The sequence below is a fragment of the Niveispirillum sp. FG148 genome (assembly GCF_057809655.1).
The window spans coordinates 122,596-138,063 of the sequence record NZ_JBMDKJ010000015.1 but is presented as its reverse complement, the minus strand read 5'-3'; the positions used below and the strand labels follow the sequence as shown (position 1 = coordinate 138,063).

At 62.9% G+C, this 15,468-nt stretch carries 10 protein-coding genes; 1 reads left to right on the top strand and 9 read right to left on the bottom strand.

Features of this window, described 5'->3' with window-relative positions:
* Positions 1 to 123 precede the first annotated feature (123 nt).
* From ACODTW_RS16675 to ACODTW_RS16645, 7 genes are all read right to left on the bottom strand, one after another.
* Positions 124 to 366 carry a hypothetical protein gene (locus tag ACODTW_RS16675; protein WP_488947182.1) on the bottom strand — a complete coding sequence of 81 codons (243 nt, stop codon included), beginning with the start codon at positions 364 to 366 and terminating at the stop codon, positions 124 to 126.
* A gap of 11 nt (positions 367 to 377) precedes the next feature.
* Positions 378 to 1,268, bottom strand: a complete 891-nt coding sequence (locus ACODTW_RS16670) for a hydroxymethylglutaryl-CoA lyase (protein ID WP_488947181.1) — start codon at positions 1,266 to 1,268, stop codon at positions 378 to 380.
* A 37-nt stretch (positions 1,269 to 1,305) separates the two neighbouring features.
* A complete protein-coding gene (locus ACODTW_RS16665) occupies positions 1,306 to 2,070 on the bottom strand; it encodes a substrate-binding periplasmic protein (protein ID WP_488947180.1) in 765 nt (254 codons plus the stop codon).
* 117 nt (positions 2,071 to 2,187) lie between these two features.
* The gene (locus ACODTW_RS16660) at positions 2,188 to 4,167 is read right to left on the bottom strand and encodes an acetyl/propionyl/methylcrotonyl-CoA carboxylase subunit alpha (RefSeq protein WP_488947179.1); all 1,980 of its coding nucleotides are present in this window, start codon (positions 4,165 to 4,167) and stop codon (positions 2,188 to 2,190) included.
* A complete protein-coding gene (locus tag ACODTW_RS16655) occupies positions 4,164 to 4,943 on the bottom strand; it encodes an enoyl-CoA hydratase/isomerase family protein (protein WP_488947178.1) in 780 nt (259 codons plus the stop codon). Before ACODTW_RS16655 ends, ACODTW_RS16660 begins: the two co-directional genes overlap by 4 nt.
* Positions 4,944 to 4,954: 11 nt before the next feature.
* Positions 4,955 to 6,562 (bottom strand): carboxyl transferase domain-containing protein, encoded by a 1,608-nt coding sequence (locus tag ACODTW_RS16650; RefSeq protein WP_488947177.1) that lies wholly within the window; start codon positions 6,560 to 6,562, stop codon positions 4,955 to 4,957.
* A 181-nt stretch (positions 6,563 to 6,743) separates the two neighbouring features.
* A complete protein-coding gene (locus ACODTW_RS16645; RefSeq protein ID WP_488947176.1) occupies positions 6,744 to 7,916 on the bottom strand; it encodes an isovaleryl-CoA dehydrogenase in 1,173 nt (390 codons plus the stop codon).
* Positions 7,917 to 8,088: 172 nt separating this feature from the next.
* On the opposite strand from ACODTW_RS16645, the gene ACODTW_RS16640 reads away from it, so the two are divergent.
* Positions 8,089 to 8,682 (top strand): TetR/AcrR family transcriptional regulator, encoded by a 594-nt coding sequence (locus ACODTW_RS16640; protein WP_488947175.1) that lies wholly within the window; start codon positions 8,089 to 8,091, stop codon positions 8,680 to 8,682.
* Between the two features lie 59 nt (positions 8,683 to 8,741).
* Here the strand turns inward: ACODTW_RS16640 and ACODTW_RS16635 are convergent, their stop codons facing one another.
* Both ACODTW_RS16635 and ACODTW_RS16630 read right to left on the bottom strand, forming a co-directional pair.
* Positions 8,742 to 11,684 (bottom strand): TonB-dependent receptor domain-containing protein, encoded by a 2,943-nt coding sequence (locus tag ACODTW_RS16635; protein WP_488947174.1) that lies wholly within the window; start codon positions 11,682 to 11,684, stop codon positions 8,742 to 8,744.
* Between the two features lie 257 nt (positions 11,685 to 11,941).
* Positions 11,942 to 14,878, bottom strand: coding sequence for a TonB-dependent receptor domain-containing protein (locus tag ACODTW_RS16630; RefSeq protein WP_488947173.1), 2,937 nt, complete (start codon positions 14,876 to 14,878; stop codon positions 11,942 to 11,944).
* Positions 14,879 to 15,468 lie beyond the last annotated feature (590 nt).

The following is a 15,468-nucleotide window of genomic DNA, read 5'->3' as shown; positions in this document are numbered from 1 at the left end:
GACACAACCGGCCAGATAAGCCGGAGAGCGCGATGACAACGCCGCTCCTACACCAAGCACGGGGACGTGATCCATGACCGTGGTCCGCGGAGTCCCCAGTTGGTCAGGGGCAGGTAGGGCAGATCAATCGGGAACGTAAAATCCCCATACTCCAGCAGAGAGTTCACAGGCCGCAAAACGAACAGACTTGTCAGCGCCGCCGATTTCAAAAATGTTGAAATGATGGATTTGATGCGGGTAGCTGGGGTGAGGCAGTTCAATAGCGTCTTCAGTAGTATGGCGCCAAGGCAGGCTCCATACCTTTATGCCGTTAATTGAGAAGTCATCGCCTTCAAAACAAAGCTGTATCGCGCGCCATTTGACCAACTAGTTTCTCCCTATTTCCCCGCCAGGGCCCGCCCCACCTTGCTGCCATTGGGTCGGCCCAGTTCCCCGCTGATCCATTCCCCAATGGCGGCCAGCCGGTCCAGATCGACGCCGGTGGACAGGCCCATGCCGTTCAGCATGTACAGCACATCCTCCGTGGCGACATTGCCGCTGGCCCCCTTGGCATATGGGCAGCCGCCCAGGCCGGCCACGGCGCTGTCGATGACGCGCGCGCCCATTTCCAGACAGGCCAGGATATTGGCCAGCGCCTGACCGTAGGTATCGTGGAAATGCAGGGCGATACGCCCCATGGGCACGTCTTCGGCCACCCGGCGCAGCATGGCACGGGCCGAACGCGAATTGCCGACACCGATCGTGTCGCCCAGGCTGACCTCGTAGCAGCCCATCCCCATCAACTCGGCCGCCACATTCGCCACCTTGCCGGGGTCGATGGCCCCTTCATAGGGGCAGCCCAGCACGCAGGAGACATAGCCGCGCACCCGCACCCCCGCCGCGCGGGCCTGATCAACCACAGGACGGAAGCGGTCCAGGCTTTCGGCGATGGAACAGTTGATATTCTTCTGGCTGAACGCCTCCGACGCGGCACCAAACACCGCCACCTCCGTCACACCAACGGCAAGGGCTGCCTCCAGCCCCTTTTCATTGGGGACCAGCACAGGATAGGCGACACCGGCCTTGCGGGTGATGGCCCGCATCACATCGGCACTGTCGGCCATCTGCGGCACCCATTTCGGGCTGACAAACGCCCCGGCTTCGACCACGGAAAGGCCCGTGTCGGACAGCCGGTTCACCAGTTCCACCTTGGTCGCCAGCGGCACCAGGGTCTTTTCATTCTGCAGCCCGTCGCGCGGGCCGACCTCCACCAGACGGATGTCATGCATGGTCAGTTCCATTCGGACGGGATGTGAAAAGGTAGGGTCACGTCGCCTTGGCAACGGGCAATGTCGACCCGTTGCCGCCACCATGTGGCGCCAGCTGCGCGTTGATCCGCGGCATCAACGCTTGAAACTGGGAGGTCAGCCCGATGCACACATGATAGGGCTGTGTCGCCAGCGAACTGGGAAGATCGACCAGCCGGTCCCGGAATTCCGGGTCCTGCATGCGGTGGCGCAGACTGACGGCATTGTCGACAATCGCGTCGACCCGGCCATTGGCGACAAGGCGCATGGCTCCTGCCAGATCGGACGTCCATTGGATGTCGAGCCCCAGCGGCCGCAGATTCGCCTCTGCCCAGCCCGACCCCAGATAATGCGCTAGCCGGAAGGGACGCAGTCCCTCCAGCGCACGCACCTGACGCAGTTCGCCCAGACGCGGCCCATCGCCGGCCGCGACGATGCACATCGGAAATTCGAACAGCGGCCGCGCGCTGGCCAGGACATAGGAAAGCCGTTCCGGGGTTGGAACGGTCACGAACCCATCCGCCTCTCCGCTGCGCACCATCGCCTGGGCGCGGGCCCACGGAAAGGCGTGATGCTCCACCTCCACACCCAACCGGTCGTGAAGCAGGGATTGGACGGCATCCACAAACAGCCCCCGCACCTGCCCCTGCGCATCGACCTGAGAGAAGGGTGCAAAGTCGCCGAAATAGACCATGCGGAAGGTTACAGGCCGGGCTAGCGCCGGACGCCCCAACAGCGCCCCGGCGACGGTCAGTCCCCCCAGGAAATTCCTGCGAGAGAACATGGCGATGCCTCACCGTTCCCGACTTGGACATAAACATTAACCTAATTATGGGGCAGGCGGAACCAAGGAAGATACTAGAATGGTTAAATTTCCGAGTGAATTTGGTGGAAGAACGGTTCAGTCCGCCTCAAATCCCACCAGTTCCACCCCTTCGCTGACTTGATCGCCAACCTGGAAACGCAGGCCGGTGACAGTGCCATCGGCCGGTGCCTTCAGCGTGTGCTCCATCTTCATGGCTTCCAGCACGATGACGGGCTGGCCCTTGGTCACCGACGCCCCTTCCTCCACCAGCAGGGCGATGACCTTGCCGGGCATCGGGGCCGTCAGGCGGCTGTGACCGTGATGCTCCCCATGGCTGCCGGCATGCGGATCCACCAGCGACAGCGTGTAGGTACCACCGGCATGGAACAGGGTGACATTCCCGCCCCAACGGACCCAGCGGGCCGACAGACGCTGCCCGTCCAGCACGGCGGTCAGGGTACCATCTGCGGACAGAGTGCCGCCGGCCTGTACCACCCGGCCCGCCGCCTGGATGGCAAAGCCCGTCCGCTGCCAGGTCACATCGACCTTATGCCCGCTTTCCTCCCCCGGCACCGCCCATTCCATGCGGTCGACCGAAGGCAGATTCAAAAGGAAGCCGCCGACCGCATCCCAAGGGTCGGTTCTCGCCCCACGCCGGGACAGGACCAGCCCCAGGCTGAACAGGGCCAGGATCTCCGCCGACGGCGCGGCGGGGCCCGGCAGCAGGTCCGCCTCATACCGATCGATGAAGCGCGTGTCCAGGTCGGCGGCCAGGAAGCCCAGATGGGCAGCCACGGCCGACAGGAACGGCACATTGGCGTTCAGCCCGGCCACTTCCGTTTCCGCCAGGGCCTTTTCCAGCCGGCGGACGGCGCTGGGCCGGTCCTTGTCCCAGACGATCAGCTTGGCGATCATCGGGTCATAGAAGATGGAGATGGCGTCACCGGACCGCACACCGGTATCGACGCGCACATGCTCCCCCTGTTCGGGAAAGCGCAGATGCGCCAGTGTGCCCGTCTGCGGCAGGAAGCCCTTGGCCGGGTCTTCGGCGTAAAGCCGCACCTCGATGGCGTGGCCGTTGATGGTCAGTTGCTCCTGACTCAGCGGCAGGGGCTCGCCCGCCGCCACCCGCAACTGCCATTCGACCAGATCCTGGCCCGTGATCTTCTCCGTCACGGGATGTTCCACCTGCAAACGGGTGTTCATCTCCATGAAATAGAAGGAACCATCGGTATCCAGCAGGAATTCCACAGTACCAGCGCCGACATAGCCGATGGCCTTGGCGGCCGCCACGGCGGCCTGTCCCATGCGGGCCCGGACCGCCGGGTCCATGCCGGGGGCCGGGGCCTCCTCCACCACCTTCTGATGGCGGCGCTGGATGGAACAGTCACGCTCGAACAGATAGACGCAATCGCCATGTCTGTCGGCGAAGACCTGGATCTCCACATGCCGCGGCCGGGCCAGATATTTCTCGATCAGCACACGGTCATCGCCGAAGGCGGCCTTCGCTTCGCGCTTGGCCGATGCCAGGGCGGCGGGGAATTCTTCCGCCCGATCGGCCACCTTCATGCCCTTGCCGCCGCCGCCGGCCGACGCCTTGATCAGCACGGGGAAGCCGATACGCGCGGCTTCCGCTGCCAGCAGCGCGTCGTCCTGATCCTCACCATGATAGCCGGGAACCAAGGGCACGCCGGCCTTTTCCATAAGGGCCTTGGCTTCGGACTTGCCGCCCATGGCGCGGATGGCGCTGGCCGGCGGGCCGATGAAGACCAGCCCCGCCGCCGCCACGGCATCGGCGAAATTGGCATTCTCTGACAGAAAGCCATAGCCGGGATGGATGGCATCCGCCCCCGTCGCCTTGGCGGCTGCGATGATGCGGTCGATGATCAGATAGCTTTCGCGCGCCGGGGCCGGACCGATATGGACCGCCTGGTCGGCCGACGCGACATGCAGGGCATTTGCGTCGGCATCCGAATAAACGGCGACAGTGCCCAGGCCCATCCGGCGGGCGGTGCGCATGACACGGCAAGCGATTTCGCCGCGATTGGCGATGAGGACTTTCGAAATCCGGCTCATTTCACCCATCCCGGTTGACGCTTGTCGAAGAAACTGGACAGGCCTTCGCGGCCTTCGGCGCCCGAACGGGCATCGGCGATGCGGCCGGCCGTATCGGCCACCATGGCGTCGGTCACGGGGCCGTCGACGGCGCGGATCAGATCCTTGGCCGCCGCCAGGGCCAGCGGTCCACCGGCCAGCAGATTGTCGATATGGCGCTCTGCCGCGGCGTCCAGCCCGTCCAGCCCCACCACCTCATGCACCAGACCCAGGCGATGCGCTTCCGCCACGCCGAACCGTTCCGCCGTCAGGAAATAGCGGCGGCAGGCCCGCGCCCCCATGGCGGCCACCACATAGGGGCCGATGGTGGCGGGGATCAGGCCCAGCCGCACTTCTGTCAGGGCGAACTGCACGGGATCGGCGGCTATTGCGATATCGCAAGCCGCCACCAGCCCCACCGCCCCCGCGAAGCAATGGCCGTGGATGACAGCCAGGGTCGGCTTGGGGCATTCGTTCAAGGTGCGCAGCATGGTCGCCAGATCGACAGCGTCGGCGAAATTCTCCTCCCGGCTATAGCCGGCCATGCGGCGCATCCAGTTCAGATCGCCGCCAGCAGAGAAACTCTTGCCATTGCCGCGCAGGACGATGACGCGCACGGCCGGATCATGGCCCAGCCGGCGGAAGATGCCCGTCAGCTCGGCAATGACCAGATCATTGAAGGCATTGTGGATTTCGGGGCGGTTCAGGGTGACGGTCGCCACCCCGCGCGCGTCGATGGCGGTCAGGATATCGTGCATTTCCATCCCCCTCACATCCGGAACACGCCGAACTTCGCCGGCCCAATGGGCGCGTTCAGCGCCGCCGACAGCGACAGGCCCAGCACATTGCGCGTATCCGCCGGGTCGATGACCCCGTCATCCCACAGCCGGGCCGACGCGTAATAGGGATGGCCCTGCTTCTCATACTGCTCCCGGATGGGCGCCTTGAAGGCGGCCTCCTCCTCGGCACTCCATTCCTTGCCCGCCGCTTCCATCCCGTCGCGGCGCACAGTGGCCAGCACGGTGGCCGCCTGTTCCCCGCCCATGACGGAGATGCGGGCGTTGGGCCACATATAAAGGAAGCGGGGGGCATAGGCGCGGCCGCACATGCCGTAATTGCCGGCCCCGAACGACCCGCCGATGATCAGGGTGATCTTCGGCACATTGGCGCAGGCCACCGCCGTCACCAGCTTGGCCCCATCCTTGGCGATGCCGGCATTCTCGTATTTGCGGCCCACCATGAAGCCCGTGATGTTCTGCAAGAACAGCAGCGGGATCTTGCGCTGGCAGCACAGTTCGATGAAATGCGCGCCCTTCACCGCGCTCTCGCTGAACAGGATGCCGTTATTGGCGATGATGCCGACGGGCATGCCCCACAGCCGGGCAAAGCCGCAGACCAGCGTCGTACCGTAATTGGCCTTGAACTCGTCCAGTTCCGACCCGTCAACGATGCGGGCGATGATCTCCCGCACGTCATAGGGTTTGCGCGTGTCGGTTGGGATGATGCCGTAGATATCGTCGGCGCTGTAGAGCGGGTCGCGGACGGGCTTGATATCCACATCCGGCTTCTTGGTCCGGTTCAGGTTGGCGACGATACGCCGGGCGATGCCCAGGGCATGGCCGTCATCCTGGGCCAGATGGTCGGCCACGCCGGAGATGCGCGTATGCACATCGCCGCCGCCCAGATCCTCCGCCGACACGATCTCCCCCGTCGCGGCCTTCACCAGTGGCGGGCCACCCAGGAAGATGGTGCCCTGGTTCTTGACGATGATGCTTTCATCCGCCATGGCCGGCACATAGGCGCCGCCCGCCGTGCAGGAGCCCATGACCAAGGCGATCTGCGGAATGCCCGCCGCCGACATGGTGGCCTGATTATAGAAGATGCGGCCGAAATGATCGCGGTCGGGAAAGACCTCGTCCTGGTTGGGCAGGTTGGCCCCGCCGCTATCGACCAGATAGACGCAAGGCAGGTTGTTCTCCCGCGCGATATCCTGGGCGCGCAGGTGCTTCTTGACGGTCAGCGGGTAATAGGTGCCGCCCTTCACCGTCGCGTCATTGGCGACAACGACGCATTCCTGACCGCTGACCCGGCCGATACCGGTGATGATGCCGGCGGCCGGCACATCATCACCATAGACCTCGTGCGCGGCCAGCTGGCTGAATTCCAGAAACGGCGTGCCGGGGTCCAGCAGGCTGCGCACCCGTTCACGCGGGGCCAGCTTGCCGCGCGCCAGATGCCTGGCCATGGATTTTTCACCGCCGCCCTGGGCGATGCGGCCGATGGTGGCGCGCAGATCATCGACCTGCGCGCGCATAGACGCCGCATTCTCGGCGAAGGCCGGGCTGCGCGTGTCGATCTGGGTGGTAAGGACGGTCATGGACGGCCTCGCGTCATGGGGACCGACTGGGCGGCTGACCCAACTTGATCCCAAGCTGAACATTGCCTCCCCCGCGAAAGCGGGGGTCCAGGGGCCGTGGAGAACGACGCTTCGGTGCCCTTGGCCCCTGGATCCCCGCTTTCGCGGGGAAGTCAGGTGGTGCAGCCGAAATCCCCAGCGCTTACGCCGTTTCTTTGAACAGCTCGCGCCCGATCAGCATGCGGCGGATCTCGCTGGTGCCGGCGCCAATCTCATACAGCTTGGCATCACGCAGCAGGCGGCCCGTGGCATAATCATTGATATAGCCGTTGCCACCCAGGATCTGGATGGCGTCCAGGGCCAGCTGCGTCGCCTTCTCCGCCGCCAGCAGGATGGCGCCCGCGGCATCCTTGCGGGTGATGCGCTTGGCATCCGCCGCGCGCCCCACGGCATAGACATAGGCGCGGCAGGAGTTGAGGGCGACATACATGTCTGCCACCTTGCCCTGGATCAGCTGGAACTCGCCGATCGCCTGGCCGAACTGCTTACGCTCATGGATATAGGGCACGACGATATCCATGGCCGCCTGCATGATGCCCAGCGGACCGGCCGCCAGCACGGCGCGTTCATAATCCAGGCCGGACATCAGCACGCGCACGCCGCCATTCAACTGGCCCAGCACATTCTCTTCGGGGATTTCGCAATCCTCGAACACCAGCTCGCCCGTGTGGCTGCCGCGCATGCCCAGCTTGTCCAGCTTCTGCGCGCAGCTGAAGCCCTTGAAGCCCTTCTCCACCAGGAAGGCGGTGATGCCGCGCGGGCCGGCATCCGGCTCCGTCTTGGCATAGACGACCAGCACGTCGGCGTCGGGGCCGTTGGTGATCCACATCTTCGTGCCGTTCAGCACATAGCGATCACCCTTCTTGTCGGCACGCAGGCGCATGGACACCACGTCGGACCCCGCCCCCGGCTCGCTCATCGCCAAGGCGCCGACGAAATCGCCGCTGATCAGCTTGGGCAGATAGCGGCCCTTCTGATCATCATTGCCATTCAGGCGGATCTGGTTGACGCAGAGATTGGAATGGGCGCCGTAGGACAGGCCGACGGAAGCGGACGCGCGAGAGATTTCCTCCATCGCCACCATGTGCTCGACATAGCCCATGCCGGCGCCGCCAAACTCCTCCCCCACTGTGACACCCAGCACGCCCAGGTCACCCATCTTCTTCCACAGATCCATGGGGAACTGGTCGGTGCGGTCAATCTCCGCCGCGCGCGGCGCAATCTCGTCGGCGGCGAAGGCCGAGACGGCATCGCGCAGCGCGTCCGCCGTCTCGCCAAGGCCGAAATCGAACATGGGCAGGCTGTTGCGCAGCATGGGTGTTCCCTCCAAGGATCTTATAGAAACGGTCATACGTTTTTTTATTGGGCGTTTCAACCAGGAATTCCGGGGGTTCCGACCTTCGACGCATGCGCGAATTCCTGTTGACGTGGCCGCCGCCCCGCCCCAGCTTGCGCCATTCGATTCTGTCTAGGAAGAGAGGCCATCGATGGCCCGTACCGCCGGCAGCCATGGGCCGAAAACCATGGAAGCGATCCGCAAGGCGGCGCTGACCCTGATCTTCCGCAAAGGATACGAGGCGATCACGCTGCGCCAGTTGGCCGATGCCGTCGGCATCCAGCCAGGGTCGCTCTACAACCATGTCCGCAACAAGCAGGACATTCTTTTCGACCTGGTCCATGACCATATGACCACCCTGCTGGGAGAGGTGGAACATGCGGTGCCCGCAGACGGGACGCCGCTGGCACAGCTGGAAGCCTTCATCGCCTTCCATGTGAGCTATCATATCACCCGGCGGGAACAGGTCTTCATCGCCAATTCGGAATTGCGCAGCCTGGAAGCCCCCAATCATGCGGTGGTTGTGGGCCTGCGCAAACGTTATGAAGGCATCCTGATCGATATCCTGCGCCGGGGTGGAGAGGACGGATCCTTGCGTGTGGACGAACCCACCATCGCCGCCTATGCCATCCTGTCCATGCTGACGGGCATCTGCTCCTGGTACCAGCCGTCGGGCCGCAAATCGGCCGAACAGCTGGTGGCCCTGCACCGCGACCTGATCCTGCGCGGTATTGCCCTGTCATAATAAGAAAGGCGGCGGGTCCGGTGGACCCGCCGCCATCTTGATCGTCCAGTCCAGGACGATCAGAACTTGACCGAAGCGGACAGGAAGAACCGCTGCCCCAACGCGTCATAAGTGTTGGAGAAGGTGTTCTGCTGCGACCCGATCATGGTGTCGGGCAGCATCGGCGGCTGCTTATCGAACAGGTTGGTCACACCGGCCGACAGGGTGACACCATCCGTAATCTGATACGCACCGGACAGGTCGAACAGGTTATAGGAACCGACCTTCGGATAGACCAGGGTGGCTGGATCCGTGCCGAACAGAATGGCATCGTTCTTCCACGACCCGATATAGTTCCATTGCAGGGATGCCGTCAGCGGACCGCTTTGATAGGTGAGGGTCGTGGTGGCCTTCCACTTGGTGAACGGGTCGCCAGCGGTGCCGCCACAGATATTCTGACCACCATAGCCGGCGCAGTGATAGATCGTGCCACCGACGGCGGGCTGGACATCGAACTTGTCCCGATAGGCAATGTCGGTCTTCACCCGGAACTGACCGTCCCCGTCGATGGTCAGGCTTTCCGGCAGGTCCTGCTTCCACATCAGGCCGATATCGATACCGGATGCCTTCACGCCTGCATTATTGACCGTCGGCACCTGTACAATGGCAAGATAGCCCTCGCCCGTGCGGGTAATGGCCTTGCAGGTGGCACTGGACAGGTTCTTGTTCAGGAAACAGTCGCGGACGATACCGGCAGCACCGCCGCCAAAGCCGCCCAAGGCGTGATCCAGCTTGATCTGCCACCAGTCGACCGTGGCTTGGAATTCCGGCAGGAAGGTCGGTGTCAGCACGGTACCCACGGTCCAGGTCTTGGCCACCTCCTCCCGCAGGTCGAAGCCGGCGACAGCACCACCAGTGGTCAGGCTCTGGAACTGCGTCGGGCGGGCGGAGTTGAAGGCCGCCGTGCCGACGGCGCTGGCCGGGACACCCTGCTGAATACAGAAGGCGCGGTCAGCCGCACTGACGGTGGTGCTGAGGCACGGATCGACTGTGGCATTCAAGGTCGGGAAGCCGACAGCACCGCCCTGGTAAAGTTCCAGGACGTTCGGCGCGCGGATGGCCGACTGGAACTGACCACGGAAGCCAACATCCTTGACCACCGACCATTCAACGCCGGCCTTCCAGGTGTGGACGGAACCGACAGAGCTGTAATCTGAATAACGGACGGCGGCTTCAGCCGACAGGTTCTCAAAGAAGGGCTGATCAGCCACCAGCGGGATGTAGGTTTCGGCGAACCCTTCCCAGACGTCGAACTGACCGGACGACGACAGGGCCGGGTTGAAGCCCAGGATGTCGCCCGTGCGGATGCTGTCATCCACGCGGTCGAAATACTTGTTCTTGCGCCATTCACCACCGAAGGCGACACCGACATCACCGGCCGGCAGTTCAAACAGGTTGCCGGTGACGGAACCGTTCCACACCTGCTGTTCGAATTCCTGGGCGCGGTTGGTGTCGGTGCGGATGTATTTGGCGGCAGCTTCGCTGATACGGCCAGGCCCGAAAATATCGATCGGCACGCAGCCCTGGGCGCGGGCCGTGGCATCCACGCAGATGGCGTTGCCGGACGCATCCTTGGTGGCGTTCAACGCCTGACGCAGGCGGGCTGAGGACACGTCGTTGCGCACGATCACGTCACGCGACACGCGGCCGAAGGTGAAATAGGTGTCGTAGCTGAAGCCGGCAAACAGATCGCCCTTCACGCCGGTCGTGGTGTTGAAGGCGTTCTGATTATTGTCCTGCTGACGTGCGCCCAGTTCAGTCATACGGCGGGACAGGGCATTGGCCGTGGTGATGGAGGCATAATCGGCGGCGGTGAAGCCGGCGGGCGCCACAAAGGTCGGGTCGGCCGACGCCGGGTACAGGGCGCGCAACTGGGCGACCGTTTCGGCTGTCAGCAGCGGGTTGGTCAGGTTGATGCGGATCGGCGGCACGCCCGGCCGCGGCTGCGGGATCACGGCGGGCGTCTCGGCCAGCTGCAACGGTACGCGGTTGGTCACGAAGTTGGCTTCTTCATAGACCTTGAAATGCTCGTTGAACTCGTGATTTCCCAACGCGAACAGCGACAGACGCTCCTGCGGGACGCGCAGATAGTTCACGGGCGAGAAATTGTACAGGTCGCCGGCGCTGCTGGTCGTGCGGGTGCTGTTGAACGGCCGCGGCTTGCCATTGGCATCCCAGGTCAGGACCGTAGTGCCCTTGGCCAGACGACCGGACGGAGAGGTGGTCGAACCTGAATAAAGGATGGTCGGCACGCCATTGACCACGCCTTCGGTAATGGCCTGCTTGGAATAGTCACGGTCACCGGCCATCACCTCGTCGCGCTTGTTATATTCCGCGAACAGGGTCAGGTTCGACTTGCCGTCTTCGGAACCGGTGCCGATGGTCAGGTTGACATTGCGCTCCTTGCCGTCACCTTCCTTGGTCACGGCAAAACGGGTGGAGGCCTGGGCGCCACGGAAGGTGTCTTCCAGGATGAAGTTGACGACACCCGAAATGGCATCGGAGCCATAGACCGCGGATGCGCCACCCGTCAGCACCTGCACCTGCTTGACCAGGGCCGCCGGAATATTGTTCAGGTCGACGGTACCGGCGCCATTGGTCGGAATATAGCGACGGCCATTCACCAAGACCAGGGTACGCTGGGGACCAATGCCGCGCAGATCGACCGTGGCCGATCCGTTGCCGCCATTGTTGGAGGACGAACCCAACGCCGGAACAATCTGCGGCAGTTCATTCATTACGCTGTCGACAGTGGCGGCGCCGGCCTGCTCGAAGGAGGCGGCGTCAACAACCGTCACGGGGCTGGAACTGGTCAGTTCCGGACGCGCGATGCGTGAGCCCGTGACGACGATCTCGTCGAGCTGCAGCTCCTGCGCCATGGCGGTTCCGCTCATGACCATCGCTGCCCCCAACAGCAAGGCGGTACGCAACCCATTGATGTTATTGTTAAGTCCGATATTCATCTTAGCCTCTTCTCTGCTCCCTGTTCTGTCACCGCCGAAGCGTGCGGTGTGCGGAGACGCAAATAGAGGCACCACCCAAAGTCAATATTCAAATATTATGAATATAGCAGGTCCATTTCATAGAGTAGAGCGCTATTTTTACAATTATATTTGCAAATTTACAATCATCTATATCTGATAAATTTCAAAACTCTGAAGAAAAAATGGCGGGCTCCGAGAAGCCCGCCATAGTGATGAAGCAGAGATGATGCTTCGGATCAGAACTTGACCGAAGCGGACATGAAGAACCGCTGCCCCAACGCGTCATAGGTGTTGGTGAAGCTGTTCTGCTGCGACCCGATCATGGTGTCGGGCAGCATCGGCGGCTGCTTGTCGAACAGGTTGGTCACGCCAGCCGACACCGTCACGCCTTCGACCACCTGATACGATCCGGACAGGTCGAACAGATTGTACGAACCGACCTTCGGATAGACCAGCGTTGCCGGGTCCGTGCCGAACAGAATGGCGTCGTTCTTCCACGAGCCGATGTAGTTCCACTGCAGGCTGGCCGTGATCGGGCCGCTCTGATAGGTGAAGGTGGTGGTGGCCTTCCACGTCGGGATCGGTTCACCGCAGATGTTCTGACCGCCGTACCCGGCGCACTTGTAGATCGTACCGTTCACAGCCGGCTGAACGTCGAACTTGTCGCGATAGGACAGGTCGCTCTTGATACGGAACTGGCCGTCACCATCGATGGTTAGGCTCTCTGGCAGATCCTGGCGCCAGGTGAAGCCAACGTCGACACCGGACGTCTTCAGGCCTGCATTGTTGACCGTCGGCACCTGGACAACAGCCAGATAGCCGTCGGCCGTGCGGGTGATGGCCTTGCAGGTGGAGCTCTGCAGGTTCTTGTTGGCAAAGCAATCCTTCACCACACCGGCCGCACCGCCGCCGAAGCCACCGATGGCGTCATCCAGCTTGATCTGCCACCAATCAACCGTGGCCGTCAGTTCCGGCAGGAACGACGGGGTCAGAACCGCGCCGATCGTCCAGGTGTGCGACTGTTCTTCCGTCAACTCGAAGCCGGCAACCGCGGAACCCTGGCTCAACTGCTGGAACTGAGTCGGGCGGGCGGAGTTGAAGGCAGCGGTCCCGGCGACGGCCGTCGGCACGCCCTGGCTGACGCAGAACGTCTTGTCATAGCCGGCAGCGGTGGACAGCAGGCAGGGATCGACCGTGGAATTCAGGGTCGGGAAGCCAACCTGACCGCCCTGGTACAGTTCCAGGACGTTCGGCGCGCGGATGGCCGACTGGAACTGGCCGCGGAAGCCGACATCCTTGATCGGCGACCATTCCAGGCCAGCCTTCCAGGTCTCGACCGAACCAACGGAGCTGTAGTCGGAATAACGGATGGCGCCTTCGGCCGACAGGTTCTCGAAGAAGGGCTGGTCGGTAACCAGGGGCACATAGATTTCGGCGAAGCCTTCCCAGACGTCGAACTGACCGGACGATGACAGGGCCGGGTTGAAGCCCAGGATGTCGCCCGTGCGGATGCTGTCATCCACGCGGTCGAAATACTTGTTCTTGCGCCATTCGCCACCGAAGGCGACACCGACATCGCCTGCCGGCAGTTCAAACAGGTTGCCGGTGACGGAACCGTTCCACACCTGCTGTTCGAATTCCTGGGCGCGGTTGGTGTCGGTGCGGATGTATTTGGCGGCAGCTTCGCTGATGCGGCCGGGACCGAAAATGTCGATCGGCACGCAGCCCTGGGCGCGGGCCGTGGCATCCACGCAGATGGCGTTGCCGGCGGCATCCTTGGTGGCGTTCAGCGCATGGCGCAGACGGGTCGAGGACACGTCGTTGCGCACGATCACGTCACGCGACACGCGGCCGAAGGTGAAATAGGTATCGTAGCTGAAGCCCGCAAACAGGTCGCCCTTCACGCCGGTCGTGGTGTTGAAGGCGTTCTGATTGTTGTCCTGCTGGCGCGCACCCAGTTCCGTCATACGGCGGGACAGGGCATTGGCCGTGGTGATGGAGGCATAATCGGCGGCGGTGAAGCCGGCCGGCGCCACAAAGGTCGGGTCGGCCGACGCCGGGTACAGGGCGCGCAACTGGGCGACCGTCTGCGCCGTCAGCAGCGGGTTGGTCAGGTTGATGCGGATCGGCGGCACGCCCGGACGCGGCTGCGGAATGACGGCGGGCGTCTCGGCCAGCTGCAACGGTACGCGGTTGGTCACGAAGTTGGCTTCCTCATAGACCTTGAAATGCTCGTTGAACTCGTGGTTGCCCAGTGCGAACAGCGACAAACGCTCCTGCGGGACGCGCAGATAGTTCACGGGCGAGAAATTGTACAGGTCGCCGGCGCTGCTGGTCGTGCGGGTGCTGTTGAACGGCCGCGGCACGCCGTTGGCATCCCAGGTCAGCACCGTGGTGCCCTTGGCCAGACGGCCGCCGGGAGCGGTGGAGGAACCGCTATACAGGATGGTCGGCACGCCATTAACGACGCCTTCGGTAATGGCCTGCTTGGAATAGTCGCGGTCACCGGCCATCACCTCGTCGCGCTTGTTATATTCCGCGAACAGGGTCAGGTTCGACTTGCCGTCCTCGGAGCCGGTGCCGATGGTCAGGTTGACGTTGCGCTCCTTGCCGTCGCCTTCCTTGGTCACGCCAAAGCGGGTGGAAGCCTGGGCCCCGCGGAAGCTGTCTTCCAGGATGAAGTTGACGACGCCGGCGATGGCATCCGACCCATAGACGGCGGATGCGCCACCCGTCAGCACCTGCACCTGCTTGATCAAGGACGCGGGAACGTTGTTCAGGTCAACGGTACCGGTGCCGTTGGTCGGGATATAACGGCGGCCATTCACCAGCACCAGGGTGCGGGCGGCGCCGATACCGCGCAGGTCGACCGTGGCCGATCCGTTGCCACCATTGTTGGAGAAGGCGCCCAGCGCCGGGATGATCTGCGGCAGTTCGTTCAGAACGCTGTCGACGGTGGCGGCGCCGGCCTGCTCGAAGGAGGCGGCGTCAACAACCGTCACGGGGCTGGAACTGGTCAGTTCCGGACGCGCGATGCGCGAGCCCGTGACGACGATTTCCTCAAGCTGCAGTTCCTGCGCGCCGACGGCCCCGACCGCGGCGAGAGTGATGGCAGCACCTAGCAGCAGATTGCGCTGCAAGCGACGCGAAGCAGGTCCCTGACGATTAGCCATTTTTGTCTCTCTCCAGATTGCTGACCTTGGCCGTTCTATACCTATCGGCCTAGACTCAATGGGGATGAGAAAATGACGCGTCCTGGCGACAGTGCAACGGAACACCATCCGTTAAAGAAAATTTGACACATTCTGTGACATGCGGGCCACAAGGGCAGACGCAATGGGCACCATCACTTAACCTTATGAATTGCAAGATAAAATTATTGAACGCCAGATGACAGAATTCGACAACTTCATCTGGAAAACACATCAAAATAGTCCGGACTTATTCTAATTGGCTCCAACTTTGTAACAAACCGCACCAAACGCCCGTTACTAAGGATAATCTCGCCAGATCAGGACATATACCTTTCGGAATATTGCCTGCACAAGCCGCAGACCGGCTCGATCCGGGACTCGTGGGTAACAATTCATCGCGCCCAGACGGGCGAATGAACCTGCAGCACCGGGAATCGCCCGGGCCGGCCTGCCGGTCACGGAACGATGGGCATTTCCAACAATATTAACGCGATAAAGGTTAACACTCGCGTCGGTGCAACGGCGGTGGGTCCGGCTCCACGCCCGTGTCATCGGCTCATGAAATGCGC

Bases quoted from the DNA above. Each gene is read 5' to 3' on its own strand.
- ACODTW_RS16670 (WP_488947181.1), bottom strand. From the start codon at position 1,268: ATGCATGACATCCGTCTGGTGGAGGTCGGCCCGCGCGACGGGCTGCAG.
- ACODTW_RS16665 (WP_488947180.1), bottom strand. From the start codon at position 2,070: ATGTTCTCTCGCAGGAATTTCCTGGGGGGACTGACCGTCGCCGGGGCG.
- ACODTW_RS16660 (WP_488947179.1), bottom strand. From the start codon at position 4,167: ATGAGCCGGATTTCGAAAGTCCTCATCGCCAATCGCGGCGAAATCGCT.
- ACODTW_RS16655 (WP_488947178.1), bottom strand. From the start codon at position 4,943: ATGCACGATATCCTGACCGCCATCGACGCGCGCGGGGTGGCGACCGTC.
- ACODTW_RS16650 (WP_488947177.1), bottom strand. From the start codon at position 6,562: ATGACCGTCCTTACCACCCAGATCGACACGCGCAGCCCGGCCTTCGCC.
- ACODTW_RS16645 (WP_488947176.1), bottom strand. From the start codon at position 7,916: ATGCTGCGCAACAGCCTGCCCATGTTCGATTTCGGCCTTGGCGAGACG.
- ACODTW_RS16640 (WP_488947175.1), top strand. From the start codon at position 8,089: ATGGCCCGTACCGCCGGCAGCCATGGGCCGAAAACCATGGAAGCGATC.
- ACODTW_RS16635 (WP_488947174.1), bottom strand. From the start codon at position 11,684: ATGAATATCGGACTTAACAATAACATCAATGGGTTGCGTACCGCCTTG.
- ACODTW_RS16630 (WP_488947173.1), bottom strand. From the start codon at position 14,878: ATGGCTAATCGTCAGGGACCTGCTTCGCGTCGCTTGCAGCGCAATCTG.